Annotated in this window: 17 protein-coding genes; 9 read left to right on the top strand and 8 right to left on the bottom strand. The window is 35.6% G+C overall.

What is annotated here, in order from left to right:
• Positions 1-146: 146 nt before the first annotated feature.
• The 3 genes from DFR80_RS03910 to DFR80_RS03900 all read left to right on the top strand — a co-directional run bounded on the left by DFR80_RS03910 (position 147) and on the right by DFR80_RS03900 (position 2,900).
• The gene (locus tag DFR80_RS03910) at positions 147-341 is read left to right on the top strand and encodes a hypothetical protein (RefSeq protein ID WP_114489258.1); all 195 of its coding nucleotides are present in this window, start codon (positions 147-149) and stop codon (positions 339-341) included.
• Positions 342-357: 16 nt separating this feature from the next.
• Entirely contained in the window at positions 358-2,064 is a 1,707-nt protein-coding gene (locus tag DFR80_RS03905) for a glycoside hydrolase family 3 protein (RefSeq protein WP_076543814.1), read from the top strand.
• Positions 2,065-2,321: 257 nt separating this feature from the next.
• Positions 2,322-2,900 carry a class I SAM-dependent methyltransferase gene (locus DFR80_RS03900; protein WP_114489257.1) on the top strand — a complete coding sequence of 193 codons (579 nt, stop codon included), beginning with the start codon at positions 2,322-2,324 and terminating at the stop codon, positions 2,898-2,900.
• Between the two features lie 68 nt (positions 2,901-2,968).
• On the opposite strand, the gene DFR80_RS03895 is transcribed toward DFR80_RS03900, so the two are convergent.
• The 7 genes from DFR80_RS03895 to DFR80_RS03865 form a co-directional block, all read right to left on the bottom strand.
• The gene (locus DFR80_RS03895; protein WP_114489256.1) at positions 2,969-4,012 is read right to left on the bottom strand and encodes a LacI family DNA-binding transcriptional regulator; all 1,044 of its coding nucleotides are present in this window, start codon (positions 4,010-4,012) and stop codon (positions 2,969-2,971) included.
• 58 nt (positions 4,013-4,070) lie between these two features.
• Complete coding sequence (locus tag DFR80_RS03890; RefSeq protein ID WP_114489255.1) at positions 4,071-6,257, bottom strand: alpha-galactosidase; 2,187 nt, start codon at positions 6,255-6,257, stop codon at positions 4,071-4,073.
• Positions 6,258-6,308: 51 nt separating this feature from the next.
• The gene (locus DFR80_RS03885; RefSeq protein WP_114489254.1) at positions 6,309-7,151 is read right to left on the bottom strand and encodes a carbohydrate ABC transporter permease; all 843 of its coding nucleotides are present in this window, start codon (positions 7,149-7,151) and stop codon (positions 6,309-6,311) included.
• Positions 7,152-8,024: a carbohydrate ABC transporter permease gene (locus DFR80_RS03880; protein WP_076543761.1), complete on the bottom strand. Its 873-nt coding sequence runs from the start codon at positions 8,022-8,024 to the stop codon at positions 7,152-7,154.
• Between the two features lie 101 nt (positions 8,025-8,125).
• Positions 8,126-9,385, bottom strand: coding sequence for an ABC transporter substrate-binding protein (locus DFR80_RS03875; RefSeq protein WP_114489253.1), 1,260 nt, complete (start codon positions 9,383-9,385; stop codon positions 8,126-8,128).
• 382 nt (positions 9,386-9,767) lie between these two features.
• Entirely contained in the window at positions 9,768-10,643 is an 876-nt protein-coding gene (locus DFR80_RS03870; RefSeq protein ID WP_114489252.1) for a DegV family protein, read from the bottom strand.
• Positions 10,644-10,741: 98 nt separating this feature from the next.
• Entirely contained in the window at positions 10,742-11,572 is an 831-nt protein-coding gene (locus DFR80_RS03865) for an AraC family transcriptional regulator (protein WP_076543758.1), read from the bottom strand.
• Between the two features lie 169 nt (positions 11,573-11,741).
• Here DFR80_RS03865 and DFR80_RS03860 point away from each other — a divergent pair, with 169 nt between their 5' ends.
• Genes DFR80_RS03860 through DFR80_RS03850 form a run of 3 tightly spaced genes read left to right on the top strand, consistent with a single transcriptional unit; the run spans position 11,742 to position 15,941 of the window.
• Positions 11,742-13,037 carry an alpha-glucosidase/alpha-galactosidase gene (locus DFR80_RS03860; RefSeq protein ID WP_114489251.1) on the top strand — a complete coding sequence of 432 codons (1,296 nt, stop codon included), beginning with the start codon at positions 11,742-11,744 and terminating at the stop codon, positions 13,035-13,037.
• A gap of 21 nt (positions 13,038-13,058) precedes the next feature.
• Entirely contained in the window at positions 13,059-14,219 is a 1,161-nt protein-coding gene (locus DFR80_RS03855; protein ID WP_114489250.1) for a sugar MFS transporter, read from the top strand.
• 33 nt (positions 14,220-14,252) lie between these two features.
• Positions 14,253-15,941 carry an alpha-glucosidase gene (locus DFR80_RS03850; protein WP_114489249.1) on the top strand — a complete coding sequence of 563 codons (1,689 nt, stop codon included), beginning with the start codon at positions 14,253-14,255 and terminating at the stop codon, positions 15,939-15,941.
• Between the two features lie 63 nt (positions 15,942-16,004).
• On the opposite strand, the gene DFR80_RS03845 is transcribed toward DFR80_RS03850, so the two are convergent.
• Positions 16,005-16,724, bottom strand: coding sequence for a putative metalloprotease CJM1_0395 family protein (locus DFR80_RS03845; RefSeq protein ID WP_084566055.1), 720 nt, complete (start codon positions 16,722-16,724; stop codon positions 16,005-16,007).
• A gap of 183 nt (positions 16,725-16,907) precedes the next feature.
• Between DFR80_RS03845 and DFR80_RS03840 the strand changes: the two genes are divergently transcribed.
• The 3 genes from DFR80_RS03840 (at position 16,908) to DFR80_RS03830 (ending at position 20,328) form a co-directional block, all read left to right on the top strand.
• A complete protein-coding gene (locus DFR80_RS03840; protein ID WP_076543754.1) occupies positions 16,908-18,056 on the top strand; it encodes an ROK family transcriptional regulator in 1,149 nt (382 codons plus the stop codon).
• Positions 18,057-18,086: 30 nt separating this feature from the next.
• The gene (gene galE, locus DFR80_RS03835) at positions 18,087-19,061 is read left to right on the top strand and encodes a UDP-glucose 4-epimerase GalE (protein WP_114489248.1); all 975 of its coding nucleotides are present in this window, start codon (positions 18,087-18,089) and stop codon (positions 19,059-19,061) included.
• 106 nt (positions 19,062-19,167) lie between these two features.
• Positions 19,168-20,328, top strand: a complete 1,161-nt coding sequence (locus DFR80_RS03830; RefSeq protein ID WP_076543752.1) for a galactokinase — start codon at positions 19,168-19,170, stop codon at positions 20,326-20,328.
• Positions 20,329-20,504: the final 176 nt, after the last annotated feature.

Genomic DNA, 20,504 nt, shown 5'->3' with positions numbered 1-20,504 from the left:
ACGACTCAATCGAAAGAGAAAATCAACAGCTGCATAAAATACCTGGGACTACAAAAGTATTTTTAAAATTTACTTGACTTTTCAGAAACAATGCAGCTAACATTAAGGATTTAAAGGCAAAAGGGTATGATAAAAATCAAGTATTAATGATCGGTGATGCACCGGGAGATTTAAGAGCCTCTGAGAAAAATGAAGTATTATTTTATCCGATAATGCCCTGTGAGGAAGAAGAATCCTGGCAAGAATTTGCTAATCAGGCAGCAGAAAAGTTTTTCAGTGGAAATTATCAGGGTGAATATGAAGAAAAGCTGATTAAAAAATTTAATTTTATTTTAAAGTAAAAAAACGGAGGTAATTATGGTAGATTTAAAAGCAAAGCCTTTTTATTTAAATGATGAAGATATTAAATGGGTAAAAGACACAATTTCTGAAATGTCACTGGAAGAAAAAATCGGCCAGTTATTTATCACCAGGATTCATGGTGATTTGGCTGATCCGGATAATGCAGAAATTGTGAAGAAGTATCATGTTGGTGGAATCAGATATGCCAGTAAAAGATCTGAAGAAGTTTATAATTTTATCAAAGATATGCAGGCAGCAAGTAAAATTCCACTGCTGGCAGCAGCCAACTGTGATAATGGTGGCGATGGTGCTTCAACAAATGGAACTTTTATTGCCAGTGGAGCAATGACTGAGGCCTCAGAATCAGAAGAAGTGGCCTATAATGCAGGTCTGGTCAGCGGTCGAGAAGAAGCAGCTCTCGGAGTAAACTGGAATTTTGATCCCTCAGTTGATATTTTATATAACTGGCGGAATACAATTGTTAACACCAGAGCCTACGGAAATACACCGGAGAAGGTAATTAAATATACCTCAGCCTATCTTGAAGGTTTAAAAGACAGCGAAGTTGGTGAAATTGCTACCTGTGTTAAGCATTTTCCCGGTGATGGTGTTGAAGAAAGAGATCAGCATCTGGTTTTAGGAATTAATGATTTTGAGCCAAAAAAATGGGATCAGACTTTTGGTAAAGTATACAAACACCACATTGACAATGGTCTGATGAGTATTATGGCCGGTCATATTGCAATGCCGGAATACTCAAAACAGCTGAACCCGGAATTAAGCGAACAGGATATTATGCCGGCAACTCTGGCTTCAGAGTTATTAAATGATCTCTTAAGAGATAAATTGGGCTTTAACGGTCTGGTAGTTACAGATGCCTCACATATGCTAGGAATGACAGCTGCTATGTCAAGAAAGGATTATGTCCCTGGTGCAATAGCTGCTGGCTGTGACATGTTTTTATTCTTTAATGATAAGGAAGAAGATTTTCAGTTTATGCTGGAAGGCTACAAAAATGGAGTAATTACAGATCAAAGATTAAATGAGGCACTGGAAAGAATTTTAGGACTCAAAGCAGCAATTAATCTTCATCAGAATTCGGAGGCTGATCAGTTAGTACCGGCAGAAGATAAGCTTGAGATAATTGGTCAGAAGGAACATCATGAAATGGCTGCAGAGGCTGCCGATCAGGGAATTACTCTGGTTAAAGACAGCCTGGATCAGCTGCCGATAACCCCGGAGACTCATCCAAGAATAAAATTATATTATCTCTATGGAGAGCTTGGTGGAATTTATAATAGCGATACCTCATCCAGAGAAAGAATTATTGAAGAACTGGAAAAGGCAGGTTTTGAGGTTGATTTAAACGAAGGTGAATCCCGTGAAAAAGGTAAAATAATGGAATATCGTGATAAATATGATGCAGCTTTTGTTTTTGCTGATGTTAGGGGTTATGCCCAGCAGAATAATTACAGGATTAAGTGGAAGTCTCCAATGGATAATGAGGTTCCCTGGTATGCTGCTGAAATTCCAACAGTATTTGTTTCCTTAAATTATACCAACCACTTTATTGATGTACCTATGGTTAAAACTTTTATCAATGCTCACGGAAATACAAGTGAAATTATCAGACAGACTATTGAAAAGATAATGGGTAAATCTGATTTTAAAGGTTCTTATAATGAAAATGTTTGGTGTGATATTTGGGAAGCAAAGAGATAGCATAATAACGGCACCGGGTACCTGAAAAAAATCCCAGGTACCCGGTACCAAATAAATTAGCTCCTTATTAAATTAATATAGATTAAGTAAAAGCCCTTACAATCTTTAAAGATGTAGGGTCTTTTACTTTTTATTTAGATAATTTTAGTTATAATATTTTTAAAGATAATTTAGAGAAAATAAAAAATAAAAATTTTTTTAAAATATATTTTAAAAATTAGTTTTAAAGAAATTAATTAGAGAACAGGAGTGGTCTTATGACAGGTAAGAGGTTTCATCCAGCAAAAAAGAAAAAGTTGTTTGCAGAAAAAAGACTTAAAAGCTTAAAGCCGGCTGAGCTTTTATCAGAGTTAAAGTTAAAAGAAGGGGATATATTTATGGACATTGGGGCTGGAAATGGATTTTTCTCGCTCCCGGCAGCAGAAATTGTTGGTGAAAAGGGAAAAGTTTATTCTGTTGATGTTGAAGTTGATATGCTTTTAGATTTAAAACACAGAGCTCAGCAGGCTGGTCTAACAGATAGAATAGAAATCTGTAAAAGTGAAGATAATGATGCTAATCTTCATCAGAAGGCTGATTTTATGCTTTTTGCTTATCTTTTTCATGAAGTAGAGGAAAGAAATAAATTTCTAGATAATTACTTTAGTTTTTTAAAAAAAGGTTCTAAAGTTGTTTTTATAGAGTGGGATCCTGCTAAGAGGGAAGAAGGTCCCCCACTTCATCACCGAGTTAAAAGTGAAAATCTGAAATCGATGCTGGAAGCAAGGGATATTAAAAACATCGAAATCAGAGATATAGATTATAATTCTTATTTGATCAGTGGGATTAAAGTTTGAGTGATTTTAATAGATTATTAAATGATTTAAAATGATAAATATAAATCTTTAAAAAAGTGCAGTCTCCCTTATTTTCGGGGAGGAGCTGCACTTTCTCTTATTTTTAATTCAGTTGGTGCAATAATCTGTAATGGCATGTGGATTTCACCATTTATCCGGTCAATTAAGGTTTTAACCAGCTGTCTCCCAATTTCTTCTTTAGGGACATGAACAGTTGTTAGAGGGGGATTAGTAAAAGGGGCCATTTTAATATTATCATAAGAAACTATTGAGATATCATCTGGAATTTCAAGTCCTGCTTCATGAATAGCCCTTATAGCACCGATGCTCATATAATCACTGGCCACAAAAATTGCTGTTGGGAGTTCATCAAGTTTCAGTATTTCTTTCATTTTTTCGTAGGCCAGGTCCATTTCCCAGTCAGCTTTTTTTACATATTTTTCTCTGATCGGCAGACCATGTCTCTGCATCACATCTGCAAATCCCAAATAGCGGTCTTCATGGACAACAGTATCATGGTTTGAGCCAATCAAAGCTGCCCCGATAAAGGCAATCTCCTGATGACCCAGCTCAACTAAATATTCTACTATTTCAGCTGCTGCTTCCCGCCTTCGTACATTTATCGCATCATAATCATGGATATCGGGATTTCGATTGTCAAAAATAACTATATTTTTGAAGCTGTCTTTTAGTTCATTAAAGAATTTCTCCTCAATATATTCTGCAATTATAATTACTCCATCAGCCTCTTCCTGACTTACTAATTTATGCTCTATTGCAGGAACTTCCAGATCTGCCTGAGTATAGGAAAAGGCAATAGAGTATCCCTGTTTGCGGGCTTCATCTTCTAAACCCTGCAGCATAACTGAAAAGAAGGGGTGATTATATATTTTTGGTGTATCATTTAAGATAAATCCAATACTTTTAGTATTAGTTGTCTGCTGTTGATTATTCTTTTTATGCTTATTATAACCGAGTTCATCTACATAATTCCAGACAATCTCACTTGTATGTTCACTTACAGGTCTTGACTGATCATTATTGATTACCCGTGAGACAGTAGAAATTGAGACACCAGCTTTTTCGGCTATATCTTTTAAGGTTACTCCCATAATTAATCACCTAACTTTAAATTTTAAGAAAAATATTTACCTCATTTATTATAATAACTTATATTACTTGTAAATGCCAGCTTTTTGAGCTGAAATCTTCCTGTTTTAGCTCTCCAATGGGTAGCCCGGAGTAGAGAAGCTGACTGCCGCTCAGTGTTTTATCTATTACCTTAATATAATAATCAAATTCGGGGTTTAATCCTTTGAGCTTTAAGCTCCCACTGAATACATTTGCTTCAGCCAGAATTTTATAGTAGCTGACAAAAGCTTCTTTTTGATCTTTAGAAACTGTCATCCAGGCTGTTTCATTGCCTTTAAAGGGGCTGAGCAGTCTAAAGAAATCTCCATACTGGATCAGTTTTCTTAAGGATTTGAACTTATTAATCTGTTTTTTAACAATTTCCCTTTCTTTAAAACTAAGTTCTCTTGGATCAAGTTCATAACCAAAGGCACCATAGTAAGCTACATCTGCTCTCATATCTAAGGAGGTAATTCTGCCAAGCTGATGATTGGGAACAGCAGAAATATGAGCTCCAATAGAAGAAATAGGATAGACCAGGGAAGTACCATACTGAATTTTTAATCTTTCTACTGCATCTGTATCATCACTAGTCCAGGTCTGCGGCATATAATAGAGCATTCCCGGATCAAAGCGGCCACCTCCACTGGCACAGCTTTCAAATAATATATCTGGAAATTGAGAAGTTAATTTTTCTAAAACTCTGTAGAGCCCCACCATATAGCGGTGAGCAGTTTCTTGCTGTCTTTCAACAGCCAGTTTATTTGAACCAATTTCAGTCATATTGCGGTTCATATCCCATTTCACATATGAGATATTAGAATCGGCAAATAATTTTGTTAAAACATCTATAATATAATCTTGTACCTCCCGACAAGAAAAATCTAAGATCAGCTGATTTCTTCCTTCAGAATTTGGACGGTCTGGAACTTCTATTACCCACTCTGGATGTTCGCGGTAGAGATCACTGTCTGGAGAAACCATCTCAGGTTCAACCCAGATTCCAAAATCGAGTCCCAATTTATTTATTTTTTCTGCCAAACCGCTGACTCCATTTGGAAGTTTATTTTTGTTAACATACCAGTCACCTAAAGAGGAGGTGTCATCATTGCGTCTGCCAAACCAGCCGTCATCGAGCACAAATAGTTCTACTCCTAATTCAGCTGCAATTGCTGCCATTTCTACAATTTTTTCTTCATCAAAGTCAAAATATGTTCCTTCCCAGTTATTTAAAAGCACCGGTCTCTCTTCAGCCTTAAATTTACTTTTAACAAGCCGCTCCTGATAAAACTGATGATAAAGTTGGGACATCTGATTTAATCCCTGGTCTGAATAGACGAGCACAGCCTCAGGTGCCTGAAATTCTTCGCCAGTCTTTAAAAGCCAGTTAAAATCAAAATCATTGATTCCTAGAGATAATCTTGTGCGGTCATAGTGGTTAACTTCAACGGTAGCCTTAAAGTTGCCGCTATAAATTAAATTAGCTGCAAATACCTCTCCCTTAAATTCATCGGTATTGGGACGGCAGAGGGCAAGAAATGGATTCTGGTAGTGACTGCTGGCACCTCTTTTGCTTTCTATCTGCTGTAAGCCCTGGATAAGGGGGCGGGTTTTGAGGTATCTTTCTCTACCCCAGGCTCCAGAAAGCTGCAGCATCTCAAAATTGCTGTCCTCAAAATCAAGGCTCATCGATAGAGCAGACTGCAGATTTAAATTCTGCTCTCCCTGATTAATAATTTTAGCTGAGCGGGTTATAATATCATAGTCTGCAAAGACTGTATAGCTTAAAATTATTTTAAAATCTGCTGTCTGATCAATTAAGTCGATCTCTAAAGTTTTTACCTTATCATCTTGCTCTGCATAAGAGGCCGGCAGCCCGCTAAGCTCGGCTTTGCCATTATAGATTCTGTGCTTAGAATAGAGGGCATTAGTTGTTCTGGAACCATTTTCCTGCAGTATCTTATAAGCTGGTACTCCATAGTCTGTATTTCCATAAGCCGGGTATTCCTGAGGCAGCAGTTCTAAAGAAAGATTATCCTCTTTGATGATTGTCATTACCGGACGGTCCCCATATAAAATTTTATGATCAAAATTTAAACTACCATCAAGTTTCCTGCCCCAGTAGAGATGAGCAGGATATTTGCCATTAACTAATTTTATAATATAACTTGTATTTTTTGTTTTTAAGTGAAATAAATTTTTTTCCTGGTTAAAATCAATTGCCATAATTTTTCTCCCTTCTGTTTTTAAATTTATATATAGATTAGATTCAGTTATTTAACCTTTAACTGCACCACTTGTTAAGCCTTCTACAATCCATTTCTGCAGCATTGAGAATAATAAAATTGTTGGAATTATAGAAATAACTGTGGCTGCATTGATTGAACCCCAGGCTACCTGAGTTGAACCAAAAAAGTTATTTAAACCAATTGGCAGAGTTTTAGTTGCCATCGACTGAGAGATAACAGAAACAAAGAGAAAATCTCCCCAGGAAACCATAAAAGAATAGAATGAAGCTACTACTATACCAGGTGCTGCAACCGGCAGTATAACTTTAATTAAAGTCTGAAATGGTCCCAGACCATCGATCATTGCTGCCTCATCAAGTTCTTTGGGTACTCCATCAAAATAGCCTTTAATCAGCCAGATTGAAAAGGGAAGACCTAAGATGATGTGGGTAAAGATTATTCCAGCATAACTGTCGATTAAATTCATAGAAAAAAGCAGTCCAAAAATAGGAATTACCAAAAGTACCCAGGGAAACATGTTGGATAAAAGCATGGTAATTATAAAGGCATTTTTAAATTTTAGCTGAAAACGGGAAAGAGAATAGGCTCCGAAAATAGAGATCGTTACTACTACAATTGTTGTAATTGAGGCAATTAGAATTGAATTTTTAAAATACCCGATAAAATTACCTGTGCCGCCACCGGACTGAAAAACATTAAAGTAGTGTTTGATCATTAAGCCATTGGGATTTTCAAAAAATTTGCCAGAAAACATAGCTGACTCAGTTCTAAAGGATGAATAAAAAAGCCAGATAAAGGGTACTAAAATAAACATTGTTAGACTGATTAGAGCTATATATTTTAAAATAAGAGTTGATTTTTTTTGGTGCATTTAGTCATCACTCCTTACAAGACGGATATAAAAGATGGAAAAGACCATCATCACCAGCATCATTAAAATACCCATTGCTGAGGCGTGTCCGTATTCATAGTAGTTCCAGGCTGTCTGATAGATCTGGGTTGCCAAAACTTCAGTTGAGCCAACAGGGCCACCACCAGTAGAAAGATAAATAAAATCAAAGTTGTTAAAGGTCCAGAGCACATGCAGTACAATAACGATCATTGATGGATATTTTAAGTTTGGCAGGGTAATATAAAAGAATTTATGCCAGGCTGATGCTCCATCAATATCAGCTGCTTCGTAATAATATTTTGGAATTGACTTTAAGCCTGCATACAGAGTAATAGCATAAAAAGGCATATTCCGCCAGACATGCATAATCACAATTAGAGGAAAGGCAAAGTTTTTATCACCAAACCAGTATCTTGTTAAATGTCCTAGTCCGATATTTTTTAAGATCATATTTATAAGTCCATAGTCAGGTAAAACCAGCCAGTCAAACATAACAACAGTTGAAGCTACAGGAATAACCCAGGGGATCATAATTGTATATTTTACCCAGCCTAAACCTTTGAGATCTTCATTTAATAAAAGTGCCATTGCCATTCCTAGAATATATTGTAAGGAAACTGCCAAAATAACAAGAACAAAAGTGTGCATAAAAGCTGTCCAAAATTCCGGGTTATTTAAGACTTTGATATAGTTTTCTAGACCAATAAAACTTGCTTCATTGTAAATACTTGCGTTTGTAAAACTTTGTATAAATGCTCTAACAGTGGGATAAAAAATAATTAAGCCAAAGGCCAAAAGAGTTGGTAATAGAATTAAATAGCCCTTTAAATTATTTTTTTTATTATTAATCATAAAGCTGCCTCCTTGAGAAAATTAAGTTTTAAAAGTCAGATAAAATTTTTTAAGGGAGGACAGGCCATTTTGACCTGTCCGGAGGGTTATTCTCTTTTAGCTTATAAATTAGCTGCAATATCTGATAATTCTTGATGGAGTTTTTCTGCAGTTTCTGCAGGGCTTCCTTCATCATAAATTACTTCCTGAATTGCACCTATGATTGCATTTTGTGGTCTTTCCCAGCTGATTGGGTCCAGGGCAACACCAGTATCTGCAAATTTACTGAAACCCTGCAGCCACCAGTTATCTGCCATTTTTGGTTCTGCCATTACATCTTTACGAGGAGATAGCACACCAGCATTAGAGTCAACTAATAATTGGAAGTCCTTACTTGTTACTTCTTTAACTAAATTCCATGCTTTTTCTGGATTATCAGTATATTTATTTATCATAATTGGCTTAACTTCCATATAAGTTCCAGGAGTTCCATTTTTATTAACTGGAATAGCTGCAATACCTGTATCATCAATTACTTCAGCCCTTGCTTCATCTTCATAACGGTGGGACCAGATCCAGGGGCCAACAGTTACCATTGCCTGGTTACCAGAAGTATATCCGTAATCTAATGCTTTCCAGTCAGCACCACGATTGTCCATTGAAATTGCACCAGAGCTAAACATTTTGTCATATAAGTTTAATACCTCTTCTAACTGATCAACTGTTGCAGTAACTTTTACATTTTCACCAGATACATCAAACATAGATTTGTTTAGCTGTAAGTAGAAGGACATAAATTCCTGGAAGGCTCTAACTTCTCTTTCCTTAGTTGTAAACATAAATCCATCCATTCCTTCTACATTTTCAGAAATATAGGAAGCTGTTTCTACAAGTTCATCCCAGTTAGTAGGAACCTCTAAACCATATTCTTCAAAAATTGATTTTCTATATAAAAGTAATCTTACATTGGTATTATAGGGAATAGCGTAAATTTCTCCGTCAATTGTAACTGCATCCATGACATTATCTAAATACTGATCTTTATCTTCATAACCTTTCCAGAAATCATTTAAGGGCATAATTAAACCTGCTTTTGCATAAGTAAACATCTGCTCTAGTACCCCTTCAACAACATCCGGGTTTCCAGTTTTCGCCTGGACGATAAACTGCTGTGAAATATCACGATAGAGAGGAGGTCCATAATCAGTTGAAACATCTAAATTAGTATTATTTTCGAAGAAATTTACAGTTTCATCTAAACCTGACCATTCACTGGTAAATGAGGTATGCCATAAAACAAGTTCTTCCGCAGCTGATGAAAAAGTTAAGGTGAGAACAAAAAAGAGAGCTAAAGATAAGATTAAAGATTTTTTGATAGACATATAATATTCCTCCTAAGTTTTTTTATGATTTTGACCAGAATAACAAAAATATAAGATTTTAAATGACCACCTCCGTTAAAAAATTTATATTTTTAATATTCTCTAATATACGTATTCTTGACTTAATCCAAAAATCCTGCTTTTTTGGTGAAAAAAATTAAAAAATTTGGAACCAAATTTGGATAAAGTCTGAAAATTACCGTTATTTCGGTGATTTCAATTATGAAAAAAATTAAAAAATTTTAGCAAAAAAAAGACAATTACCTCATTTGAAAAGATAATTGTCAGTAAATATTAGTTATTAAGTTTAAAATTTAGAAAATTAAATCGATTATAAACCAGTTTGTTTTTAAAATCATTTTTATTTGAAACTAAATAAATATCAAACTAAAAAATCTCCACTCAAGACAATAACTGCATAGACTGTAGGTCCAACATGGCAGCCCAGAGTGGCACTGATTCTGCTGTCGTAAATTTTTAAATTTATATTTTTTTCATCTTTAAGTTCTTTTATCAGTTTAATTTTAGTTTTTTCCAGATCGTCTTTGCGGTTTCCATGGGCAAAACCAAGCCAGGCATTTTTTTCATTTTTTAAATCTTTTTTGATAAGTTCAATAATTCTGTCTTGAGCCCTGTGTTGACCTCTTACTTTAGCAATAGGTTTAACTTTTCCAGTTTTAGTACTGATAGAAATTACTGGATTTATACTAAATATTGAACCTAAAAAAGAGCTGGCCTTACCGATACGACCACCTTTTTCCATATATGTCAGATCCTTAACTGTAAAATAGAGATACAGCTTTTTTTTGGCCTGATTTACTATTTTTATTATTTCATCTATTTGCTTATCTTTATCGATTAATTTAGCTATCAGCACAGTAAGCATTCCTAATCCCAGGGAAATAGTAGCAGAGTCGATAACCTTAATCTTTTCAACATTTACTTCTTGGGCTGCAAGTTTTGCTGATTCATAGGTTCCACTTAAGGCAGCAGAAACATGAATTGAAAGCAGCTGATCATATTTTTGAAGCATTTTTTTATATTTTTCAACAAATAAAGCTGGTGCTGGCCGAGAAGTATGAGGAAGTTCTTTATTCTGATCCAGCTTTTCAAAAAAGCTATCCGGCTTTATATCAATTCCATCCTGAAATTCTTCTTCACCAAAATGAACTGAAAGAGGTATGACTTCAATGCCGTATTTTTCTAGTATCTCCTGATTTAAATCGCAGGTGCTGTCAGTTAAAATGCCAATTTTCATCTTTTATTACTCCTTTCTTAGATAAGAGTACAATTGTGATTAATATATATATATATTTAACTTAATTTTAAAAATATTCCTCTAATTAATTTTAGCATTTATCTATTAGTTTGTCCATTTTTATAATGACTTGGAGATATCCCCATAGTTTTTTTAAAAATCTTAGAAAAATTGAAGGGGTCCTCATAACCGACACTTAAAGCTGCTGATTTGACCTTGAGCTTGTAGTTTTCTAAAAGGAGGGCAGCCTTTTCCATTCTGAATTCAATCAGATACTGCTGGGGAGACATATTCAACAGCTCATTAAATAGCTGCCAGAGGTAGGAGCGGTTTAAACTTAAATAAGAAGCAATATCTGTAATTTTTAGATCGGGTCGGGAATAATTGCGGTCAATATAATTAACTGCTTTTTTTAAGTACTCCTGTTTTAAATCTTTATTTTTTAACTGCTGCTCTGTATTTTCAATAAGTTCTGCCAAAAAGAGGTAGAGCAGTCCCATTAATTTAATCTCTTTTGATTTTTTTAAATTACCGGTCTCAGTCATCTGATTAAAAATAGCAGATATCTGTTCAGGCTTTTGGGTTTTAAAAAAGGGTTTTGCTTTTGTGATTCCTGCTTCCTTAAGATAATCTTCAGCCTTTAAACCGGTAAAGCCAATCCAGGAGTATTGCCAGGGATTTTTCTGATCCGCCTGGTAATAAGAGAGAAGATGGGGCCAGATTACAAATCCCTCACCTCTTTTTAACTCGAATTCTTTTTTATCTACTTTAAAACTTCCTTTTCCTCTATGGATATAATGGATTAGAAAATAATCTCTAACTGCCGGACCATAACTGTGGCCCTGACTGCACTGTTGAGAACCACAGATGTGAATCTCCATATCAGTTAAATGCAGCCTCTCAATATTTAAATCCTGTACTTCAGCCATGATTTCCCTCCTGAAATTTGAATAAAACAACATAATAACATATGATATTGACATTAAACCATTTATATAAACATAGTACTATGGATATAATAAAAATACAAATTAAATATATTTTCAAAAAAATAAAGGCTTAGACTCAAAAATTATACTAAAAAGAGGAGAGATTTTAATGGCTAAAATAACTTTTATGGGTGCAGGCAGTACTGTATTTGCTAAAAATGTTCTGGGAGACTGTATTTTAACTTCGGCTTTAAGGGAGTCAGAATTCGCTCTTTATGATATTGATGAGCAGCGTTTAAAGGATTCGGAGATGATGCTTAAAAATATCAACAGCAACCACGGCAGTTACGCTGGGATTAAGGCCTATACAGACCGCAGAGCCGCACTTAAAGATGCAGATTATGTGATCAATGCAATTCAGGTGGGGGGATATGAGCCTTCAACGGTAATTGACTTTGAAATACCTAAAAAATATGGACTGCGGCAGACAATTGGTGATACACTGGGTATTGGCGGGATATTTAGAGCTTTAAGAACTATTCCGGTGATGCTTGATTTTGCCAAGGATATAGAAGAAGTGGCTCCTGATGCCTGGTTTTTAAATTACACCAATCCAATGTCCATTCTGACTGGTGCGATGCTCAGAGCAACAAATGTCAAAACTGTCGGTCTCTGCCACAGTGTACAGATCTGTCACGAGCAGCTGCTGGAGCCGCTTGGGATGAGCACCGAAAATCTGCAGTATAAAATTGCAGGGATTAACCATATGGCCTGGCTTTTAGAGATCAGCTGCAATGGAAAAGACTTATATCCAGAAATTAAAAAGAAGGCCTTTGCGAGAGAAACACCACATGATGATCTGGTCCGCTATGAGCTGATGAAGCGTTTTGGCTATTATATAACTGAATCAAGTGAGCATAATGCAGAATATCATCCCTATTTTATTAAATCTGAATATCCAAAGTTAATTGAAAAATATAATATTCCGCTGGACGAATACCCGCGCCGCTGTGAAAAACAGATTGCTGAGTGGGAAGAGATGCGGGATGAGCTGGTTAAAAATGAGGAATTAGAACATGAGCGGACACACGAATATGCCTCTTATATCATGGAAGCTATGGAAACTGGCAGGCCATATAAGATTGGGGGCAATGTTTTAAATATGGGGCTGATTGATAATTTACCCCAAAAAGCAGTGGTTGAAGTACCCTGTCTGGTTGACCGCAGTGGAATTTCTCCCTGTCATGTGGGAGAACTGCCAGAGCAGCTGGCTGCACTCAACCGGACAAATATTAATGTCCATTTAATGACTATCAAAGCCGCCTTAGAGAAAAAGAAAAAATATATTTACCAGGCGGCAATGCTTGATCCCCATACTGCTTCTGAATTAACTATTGACGAAATAGTTAATTTATGTGATGATTTAATTGAGGCCCATGGAGACTGGCTGCCTGAATATAAATAAAAATAAGGTGGGATTTACATAATGCCAAAAAATAAAAAGAGGATAATTATACTTGCATTTACTATCATGTTTATGAACGGAGTTGTGAATAATATAAGGGGGCAGGTCGGTCCATATATTATGGATGATTTTGGCCTCAACTACAGCCGACTTGGTTTTCTGCTTTCCTTTATTTCAATTGGCTCAATGCTTATCTTTTTCAGCAGCGGAAAATTAATCGAAAAATTCGGCCTGATAAAACTTCTCTTTTATGGAGTTGTCTATAATACCCTGGCTCTGGCGGGAGTTTATGCTTCCTTTAATTATTATACACTGCTGACTGCCTTCTTTTTTCTGGGTACAGGTATAACTCTCTTAAATATTGTAGCTGTAAATCTCACTTCAATCTCTTACAGTGAAAAACGGGGTAAGATGATTAACCTGCTTCATCTTTTTTATGGGGCCGGAGGGATTATTGCCCCTTATTTTGTGACTTCAATTTTAAAACTTGGTTTCAGCTGGAATTATTCATTTTTGTTTTCAATTATTTTACTGGTGATTATCTTTTTTGAATTCAACTCAGCTTCACTGCCTGAGATTGAATCAAGTGGAAAAAAGGTAATGAAAAGCACCTCAGAACTGCTCAAGGATAAAAAAGTAATTTTGTTTTCACTAATTATATTTTTTCAGGTCGGGGTGGAGTTTTCAATTGTGACCTGGCTGGCACCTTTTTTGAGAGATGCTCAGTCCAGATCTGATCTGACAGTTAGCTTTTATTTATCTCTCTTTTTTATCTGCTTTACAGCGGGAAGATTCCTGGCCAGTATTATAGTTGAAAAGATTGGCTATTATAATTTTTTAATTATTACAGGTGGGGCGGCAGCCTCCCTGATTTCGCTTGCTTTAATTGGCGGCTATAACTTTACAATCTTGATTCCGATTTCTGGTCTCTTTTTAGCAGGGCAGGTTCCGACCCTCCAGGCTGCAATTTTAGATAGTTTTGACAGCAGTGGAATTAAAGTGGTTGGTTTTGCTCAGACTGCCGGTATGATCGGCTTAACAGTTCTTTCTAACTGGGTGGTTGGATTTATTAATGACTTTATAGCAATTGAGGCAGGTTTTGTCTTTTTAGTTATTATTCTGGCTGCAGCTTTAATTTTAAGCTATTATTTAAAAAAGTTAAATCAAAAAAAGATACTTTAAACTTCATTATACTAAGGAATAAGGATGGTTTTAATGACAGAGAAATGGTGGCATGATTCAGTAATTTATCAGATTTATCCTAAAAGTTTCAATGACAGCAACAACGATGGTATTGGGGACCTGGCTGGTATAATAGAAAAACTTGATTACTTAAATCAGCTGGGAATAGATCTAATCTGGCTCAGTCCAGTTTTTTCTTCTCCGATGAAAGATAACGGCTATGATATAGACGATTATTATGCAATTGCCGAGCAGTTTGGCTCAATGGAAGAGATGGAAGAGCTGATTGCTGAAGCTGACAGAAGAGGAATTGGAATTATGATGGATTTAGTAATCAATCACAGTTCCGACCAGCATCAGTGGTTTAAGGAATCTCGCAAATCTAAAGCTAATCCAAAAAGAGATTATTATATCTGGAGGGATCCGAAGGCAGATGGGAGCCCACCGACAAACTGGCGCTCAATTTTCGGCGGCTCGGCCTGGACCTATGATGAGCAGACTGAGCAGTATTACTTACATACCTTTGCTGAAGAACAGCCTGATTTAAACTGGGAAAATAAAAAACTGCGGCAAAAATTGTATCAGCTGGTAAACTGGTGGCTGGATAAAGGACTGGCCGGTTTTAGAGTAGATGCAATCAGCTATATTAAAAAGAATGAGTTTAAGGACCAAAAGGTAAATGGACCTGACGGCCTGAGTAGTATTTTTGATGCTTCTGCCAATCAGCCTGGAATTTTGGACTTATTAAATGAATTAAAGGCTGAGACTTTTTCCAACTATCAGATTGTGACTGTAGCAGAATTATATGCAGAAGATAATAAAAGGATGCAGGAATTTGCTGGAGATGATGGCCCCTTTGACCTGGTCTTTGATTTCCGCCATGTTGATTTAGATTTAAGTGAGGGAAGTGAGTGGTTTAAGCAAAGAGACTGGGATTTAGTTGAGTTAAAAGAGAGATTAAACGAAATTCAAAAAACCTATTCAGCTAATAGAAGACCGGCAATTTTCTGGGAAAATCATGATCAGCCCCGTTCTTTAAATAAATATCTTGCTGAATCTGAAATTAATAATTATTCAATTAAGATGCTGGCAGCTGTTTTTATGCTGCAGCGGGGAATCCCCTTTATTTATCAGGGTCAGGAAATCGGAATGACAAATGTTAAATTTGAGAATATAGATGATTACCAGGATCTGGCAACTCACGGCTTATATCAGGAAGCTTTAAAGGCCGGTTATGGGAAAGAAGAAGTGATGGAGGTTGTCTGGAGAAGGAGTAGAGATAACAGTCGGACTCCAATGCAGTGGTCTGATGAAAAAAATGCCGGCTTTTCTAAAGCAGAGCCCTGGTTAAAAGTTAATCCCAATTATCAGAAAATCAATGTGGAAGAAAATCTAAAAGATGATAATTCTATTTTTTATTTTTACAAAAAACTGATCAAGCTCAGAAAAAATAGCCCTTATCAGGAGATAATTGTTGATGGGAAATACAGGCCTATTCTGGAATCAGATCCAAATCTAATAGCCTACCTCAGAGAAAAAGCAGGAGAGAAACTGGTTTTAATTGCTAATTTTAAAAACAAAAAAGTCGATCTCAATTTAGATTATCTGGTTGAAGAAGTTATTTTAAGTAATTATCCGGACCATGATTACAGGGATTTAAAAAACAAGAAATTAGATTATCAGTTAAGACCCTTTGAAACAATTTTATTGAAAGTTGCATAGACAATAAAAAGACTGCTAAAATTTTATTTTTTAGCAGTCTTTAAAATTCATATTGATTTTAGCTTAAGCAGCAAAACCCTGATTAGCTGATATTTTGCGAGTAGAATTATGATAAGAATTTTCTCTTTTATTGATTAAATATTTATTTTTAAATTTATTTTTCTTATTTTTATTGATTTCACTGGAATTACTAGTTTTTTTATCTTTGCTATTGGTTTCTTTTTTGTTTAATTCTGCCTGTGCTTCCATTTTCATTTGAGTAGCTCTGGCTGCAATTTGCAGATCTGCTCCAGAAGGCTGGGCAGGAGCTGTAGCTGCTCTTTTAATCTGATCAGCTTTTTTTACTGTTTCCTCAGGAGTTTTTGCAGGGGAAGTTTCAATATCAACTGAACCACCAACAGCATAGCGTTTATTATCAGGTCCTGTAGTATACGAATAAGAGGCTGAGCCTGCATACTGTCCACCAGCAGATTGATGAGCCATCTCATGAGCCCGAACTTCTCGATCTCTGCGTTTTAACTTTTCAATTTCCCGCTCTTCAGCATCGCTAAATTCATTTTCAGGACTATTTTCATTTTTGTTTTCATAATTTTGATTCTGTCCTTCGGCAGAGCTGGAAGAATTATCTACAGCATTCTCAAGACTATTATTCTGAATACCTTCATCTTCAGAAGTATTAATACCTAAATCAATACTCTTTGACTGAGAGTTGCTGTTATTAATATTTGATTTAATAGCCCATCCAGGAACCGGCTGACTGCTTAATGATGACATTGCTAACATTTGACTCACCTCATTTATCTCTTTTCCTTATTATACTATAGTAATAATTTTCAAGCAAATAAATCAGCCAATTTAACTAAAATAATAAAATCACCTCAAAAATTACTTTACAGACTTAAAAAATAATGCTATAATCAACTTAGTTAATTTAATAAATTAACAAAGAAACGGATGTGAGAATAAATGGAAAAAGGCAGTTTTAAAAATATGAAAAAACAGAATCAGAAAAATATACTTACTTTAATCAAAAATGAAGACGGTATTTCTAGAGCTCAAATAGCAGAAAAACTTGATGTTTCAAGGGCCACTGTAACTAATATAGTCAGAGAACTGGTTAAACTTGATCTGGTAGAAGAATCAAAAATGGGAAAATCAAGAGGTGGCAGAAGACCGATGCTGCTTAAATTAAATCCAGAAGGGGCTTATGTAATTGGAATTGAATGGGGAATTGAAGCAGTCAAAGCTGTTTTAATTAATATTGAAGCAGAAATAATTGCTGAAGATCAGATTTTACCACCGAAATATACTTTAGAAGAATATAAAAAACAGACTTTTTCTCTAATCAAAAAATATCAAAAAAAATTCCAGCATAACAGCAAAATTATTGGGATTGGACTCGGGATCCATGGACTGGTTGATCCTGAAGCTGGTAGATCAATTTTCACTCCGCATTTTGAGTGGGGAGAGGTTGATATTAAAAGTATTTTAGCTAAAAAATATGATTATCCGATATTTATTGATAATGATGTCAGGATGATGGCGGCAGGCGAAATTTGGCAGGGGAGAGATGACTTCATCTTTATTAATACTGGTTCTGGTATTGGGGCAGCGCTTGTATTTAAAGGTGAGCTGTATTATGGAAATAATTATGCAGCCGGAGAATTTGGTCATATGAAACTGACTGATAAGGGACCTGTTTGTCACTGTGGTAAAAGTGGCTGTCTGGAGGCGCTTTCCTCAAAAGAAAGTATTATTTCCCGCTATCAAAAACTAAAAGAACTGAGCAAAAAAGTTAATTTTAATACAGTAATGCAAAATTATCAAAGAGAAGAGAGTGAGGCCCTACTGGTTGTAAATGATGCCTTAAAATATTTTGGCAGGGCAATCTCAGATCTGGTTAACATTTTAAATCCGGAGGCAGTTATAATTGGAGGTCTTTTTGCTGAGTACAAAGACTTATTAATTGAGCCTCTCTATCATATTGTGGCAGAAGAGTCTTTAAATCAGGCTGTTAAAGATTTAAAGATTACTACAGCCCATTATCAGAATTTTGCCGGTGCTGCGGGCGCAGCAGAAAAGGTTTTAAATAATTTTTTTGAATTAAACATCTAAGTTTATACTCAAATTTAAGGAGGACAAAAAATGAACATTTTAGTAACTGGTGGAGCAGGTTATATTGGCAGTCATGTATTAAAAGCACTTTTAAAAGAAGGTCATCAGGTAGTTACTTTTGATAATTTACAGAAAGGCCATCGGGAGGCAGTAATAGGAGGAAAATTTGTAGAAGGTGATCTCTCAGATCAAAAACACATAGAAAATGTGATGGCGGAGAATAAAATAGAAGGAGTCATTCACCTGGCAGCAGACAGCCTGGTTGGAGAGTCAATGGAAAACCCGGCAAAATATTATCGAAATAATTTTGCTAACGGTATTAATTTATTAGAAGCGATGGTCAAAAATGATGTAAAAAACATTGTATTTTCTTCGACAGCTGCTGTTTATGGTGAACCTGATCAGATTCCAATTAAAGAAGAAAATCAGACAGTGCCAACCAATACCTATGGAGAAAGTAAATTATTTTTTGAAAAGGCATTGAAACGCTATGATGATATTCATGGCATTAATTTTGTTTCTCTCCGCTATTTTAATGCAGCAGGGGCAGATCCAGAGGGAGAAATTGGTGAGGCTCATGATCCTGAAACACATTTAATTCCAATTGTGTTGCAGACTGCCCTAGGAATTAGAGATAAGATATATATTTTTGGTGATGATTATCCAACTCGGGATGGCAGCTGTATTAGAGATTATATTCATGTAAATGATCTAGCAGCAGCTCATGTGCTTGCTGTAGAAGCGCTGGGTGCAGGAAAGGAAAGTTCAATCTATAACCTGGGTAATGGAGAAGGTTATTCAGTTAAGGAAGTTATTGATACAGTTAAGGAAGTGACCGACCGTGATTTTGAAGTCGAAGTTGCCAAAAGGAGAGCTGGAGATCCGGCAGTTCTAATTGCAAGTTCTGATAAAATTCAGCAGGAATTAAACTGGCAGCCAGAATATCCAGAGTTAGAAAAGATAATTTCGACAGCCTGGCAGTGGCATAAATCAGGTGGTTTTTAAGAATAATTAGTAAGCTAAAAAGACCAGCGGATTCCTAATCTGTAGGTCAAGAGTAAATAGTTGAGATATATTTTAACTTTAATTAAAATTTAAAAGAGGTGGAAAAATGAATAAACAAGAGTTGTGGGATAAGTTTGGAAAGACTTTTAGAGATTTTGATTTAGAAAGTGGCGCCTATAAAGCACCGGGACGGGTTAATTTGATTGGAGAGCATACAGATTATAATGATGGCTTTGTAATGCCTATGGCAATCGAAAAAGAAATTACTATGCTGGCCCAGTTGCGTCCTGATAAAAAAGTTAAATTTTATTCTCTGGACTACGATCAGCTTGTCGAGTATGATCTGGATAATTTAGAATACGATCAGAAAAATGTCTGGGCCAACTATCTGTTGGGAGTTATAGATGAGATTCAGAAATTGGGAGAGACACTGCAGGGGTTTAATTTAATGTTTACTGGGAATGTTCCTCAGGGTTCAGGCTTAAGTTCTTCTGCAGCGCTTGAGGTAGTTACAGCACTGGCCGTAACTGATCTGCACAAAATTAAGATTGATGGAGTTGAGATGGCTTTACTTGCCCAGCGGGCAGAAAATAATTTTGTTGGTGTTCAGTGTGGCATCATGGATCAGTATATTTCTCGGCTGGGCAAAAAAGATCATGCGCTTTTAATTGACTGCCGCAGCAATGATTATAAACTGGTACCCTTTAAAAATGAAAATTATCAGATAGTAATCTGTAATTCTAAAGTGGAAAGAGGACTTGTTGATTCTGAATACAACCAGCGACGCAATGAATGTAACCAGGCGGTAGAATTTTTGTCAGAGAAAGAGGATAAAACTATAAAAGCTTTGAGAGATGTTGATTTAGAGACTGTAATCAAATATAAAGATCAGCTGGCTGAAAATGTTTATAAGAGAGCTCATCATGTGGTAAGCGAAAATGCTCGAGTGCTGGCCAGTAAAAAAGCTCTAGAAGCTGATGATATGCAGAAATTTGGTGATTTAATGTATGCCTCTCATGAGAGCTTAAGTAAAGACTATGAAGTAAGCTGTAAGGAATTAGATATTCTAGTAAAGCTGGCAGCCGAAGAGGAAGTAGAGGGAGCCAGAATGACAGGTGCTGGTTTTGGAGGCTGTACAGTTAATCTGGTCAAAAAATCAAAAGTAGTTGACTTTGTAGAAAATATTAAAGAAAAATATAAATTAGAAACAGGGATTGATGCTGAAGTTTATGTTAGTAATCCCGGTGATGGGGCTCGTAAATTATAAATGTTATATTAAAAATGAGATTGAGAAATTTAGACTACCTTTTCTCAATCTCATTAAAAGTTTAAGGAAAAACAAATATCAGAAAAATTTAACTTAAAATAAAATTAAAAACACTTGATTAATTAAATAAATTATGTTACTATTTTTATAAATCAAACTTAAATCGATTTAAAAGA

This window comes from Halanaerobium sp. ST460_2HS_T2 (assembly GCF_003337665.1).
Classification (GTDB): domain Bacteria; phylum Bacillota; class Halanaerobiia; order Halanaerobiales; family Halanaerobiaceae; genus Halanaerobium; species Halanaerobium kushneri.
This window is presented reverse-complemented; position numbering and strand designations above follow the sequence as displayed.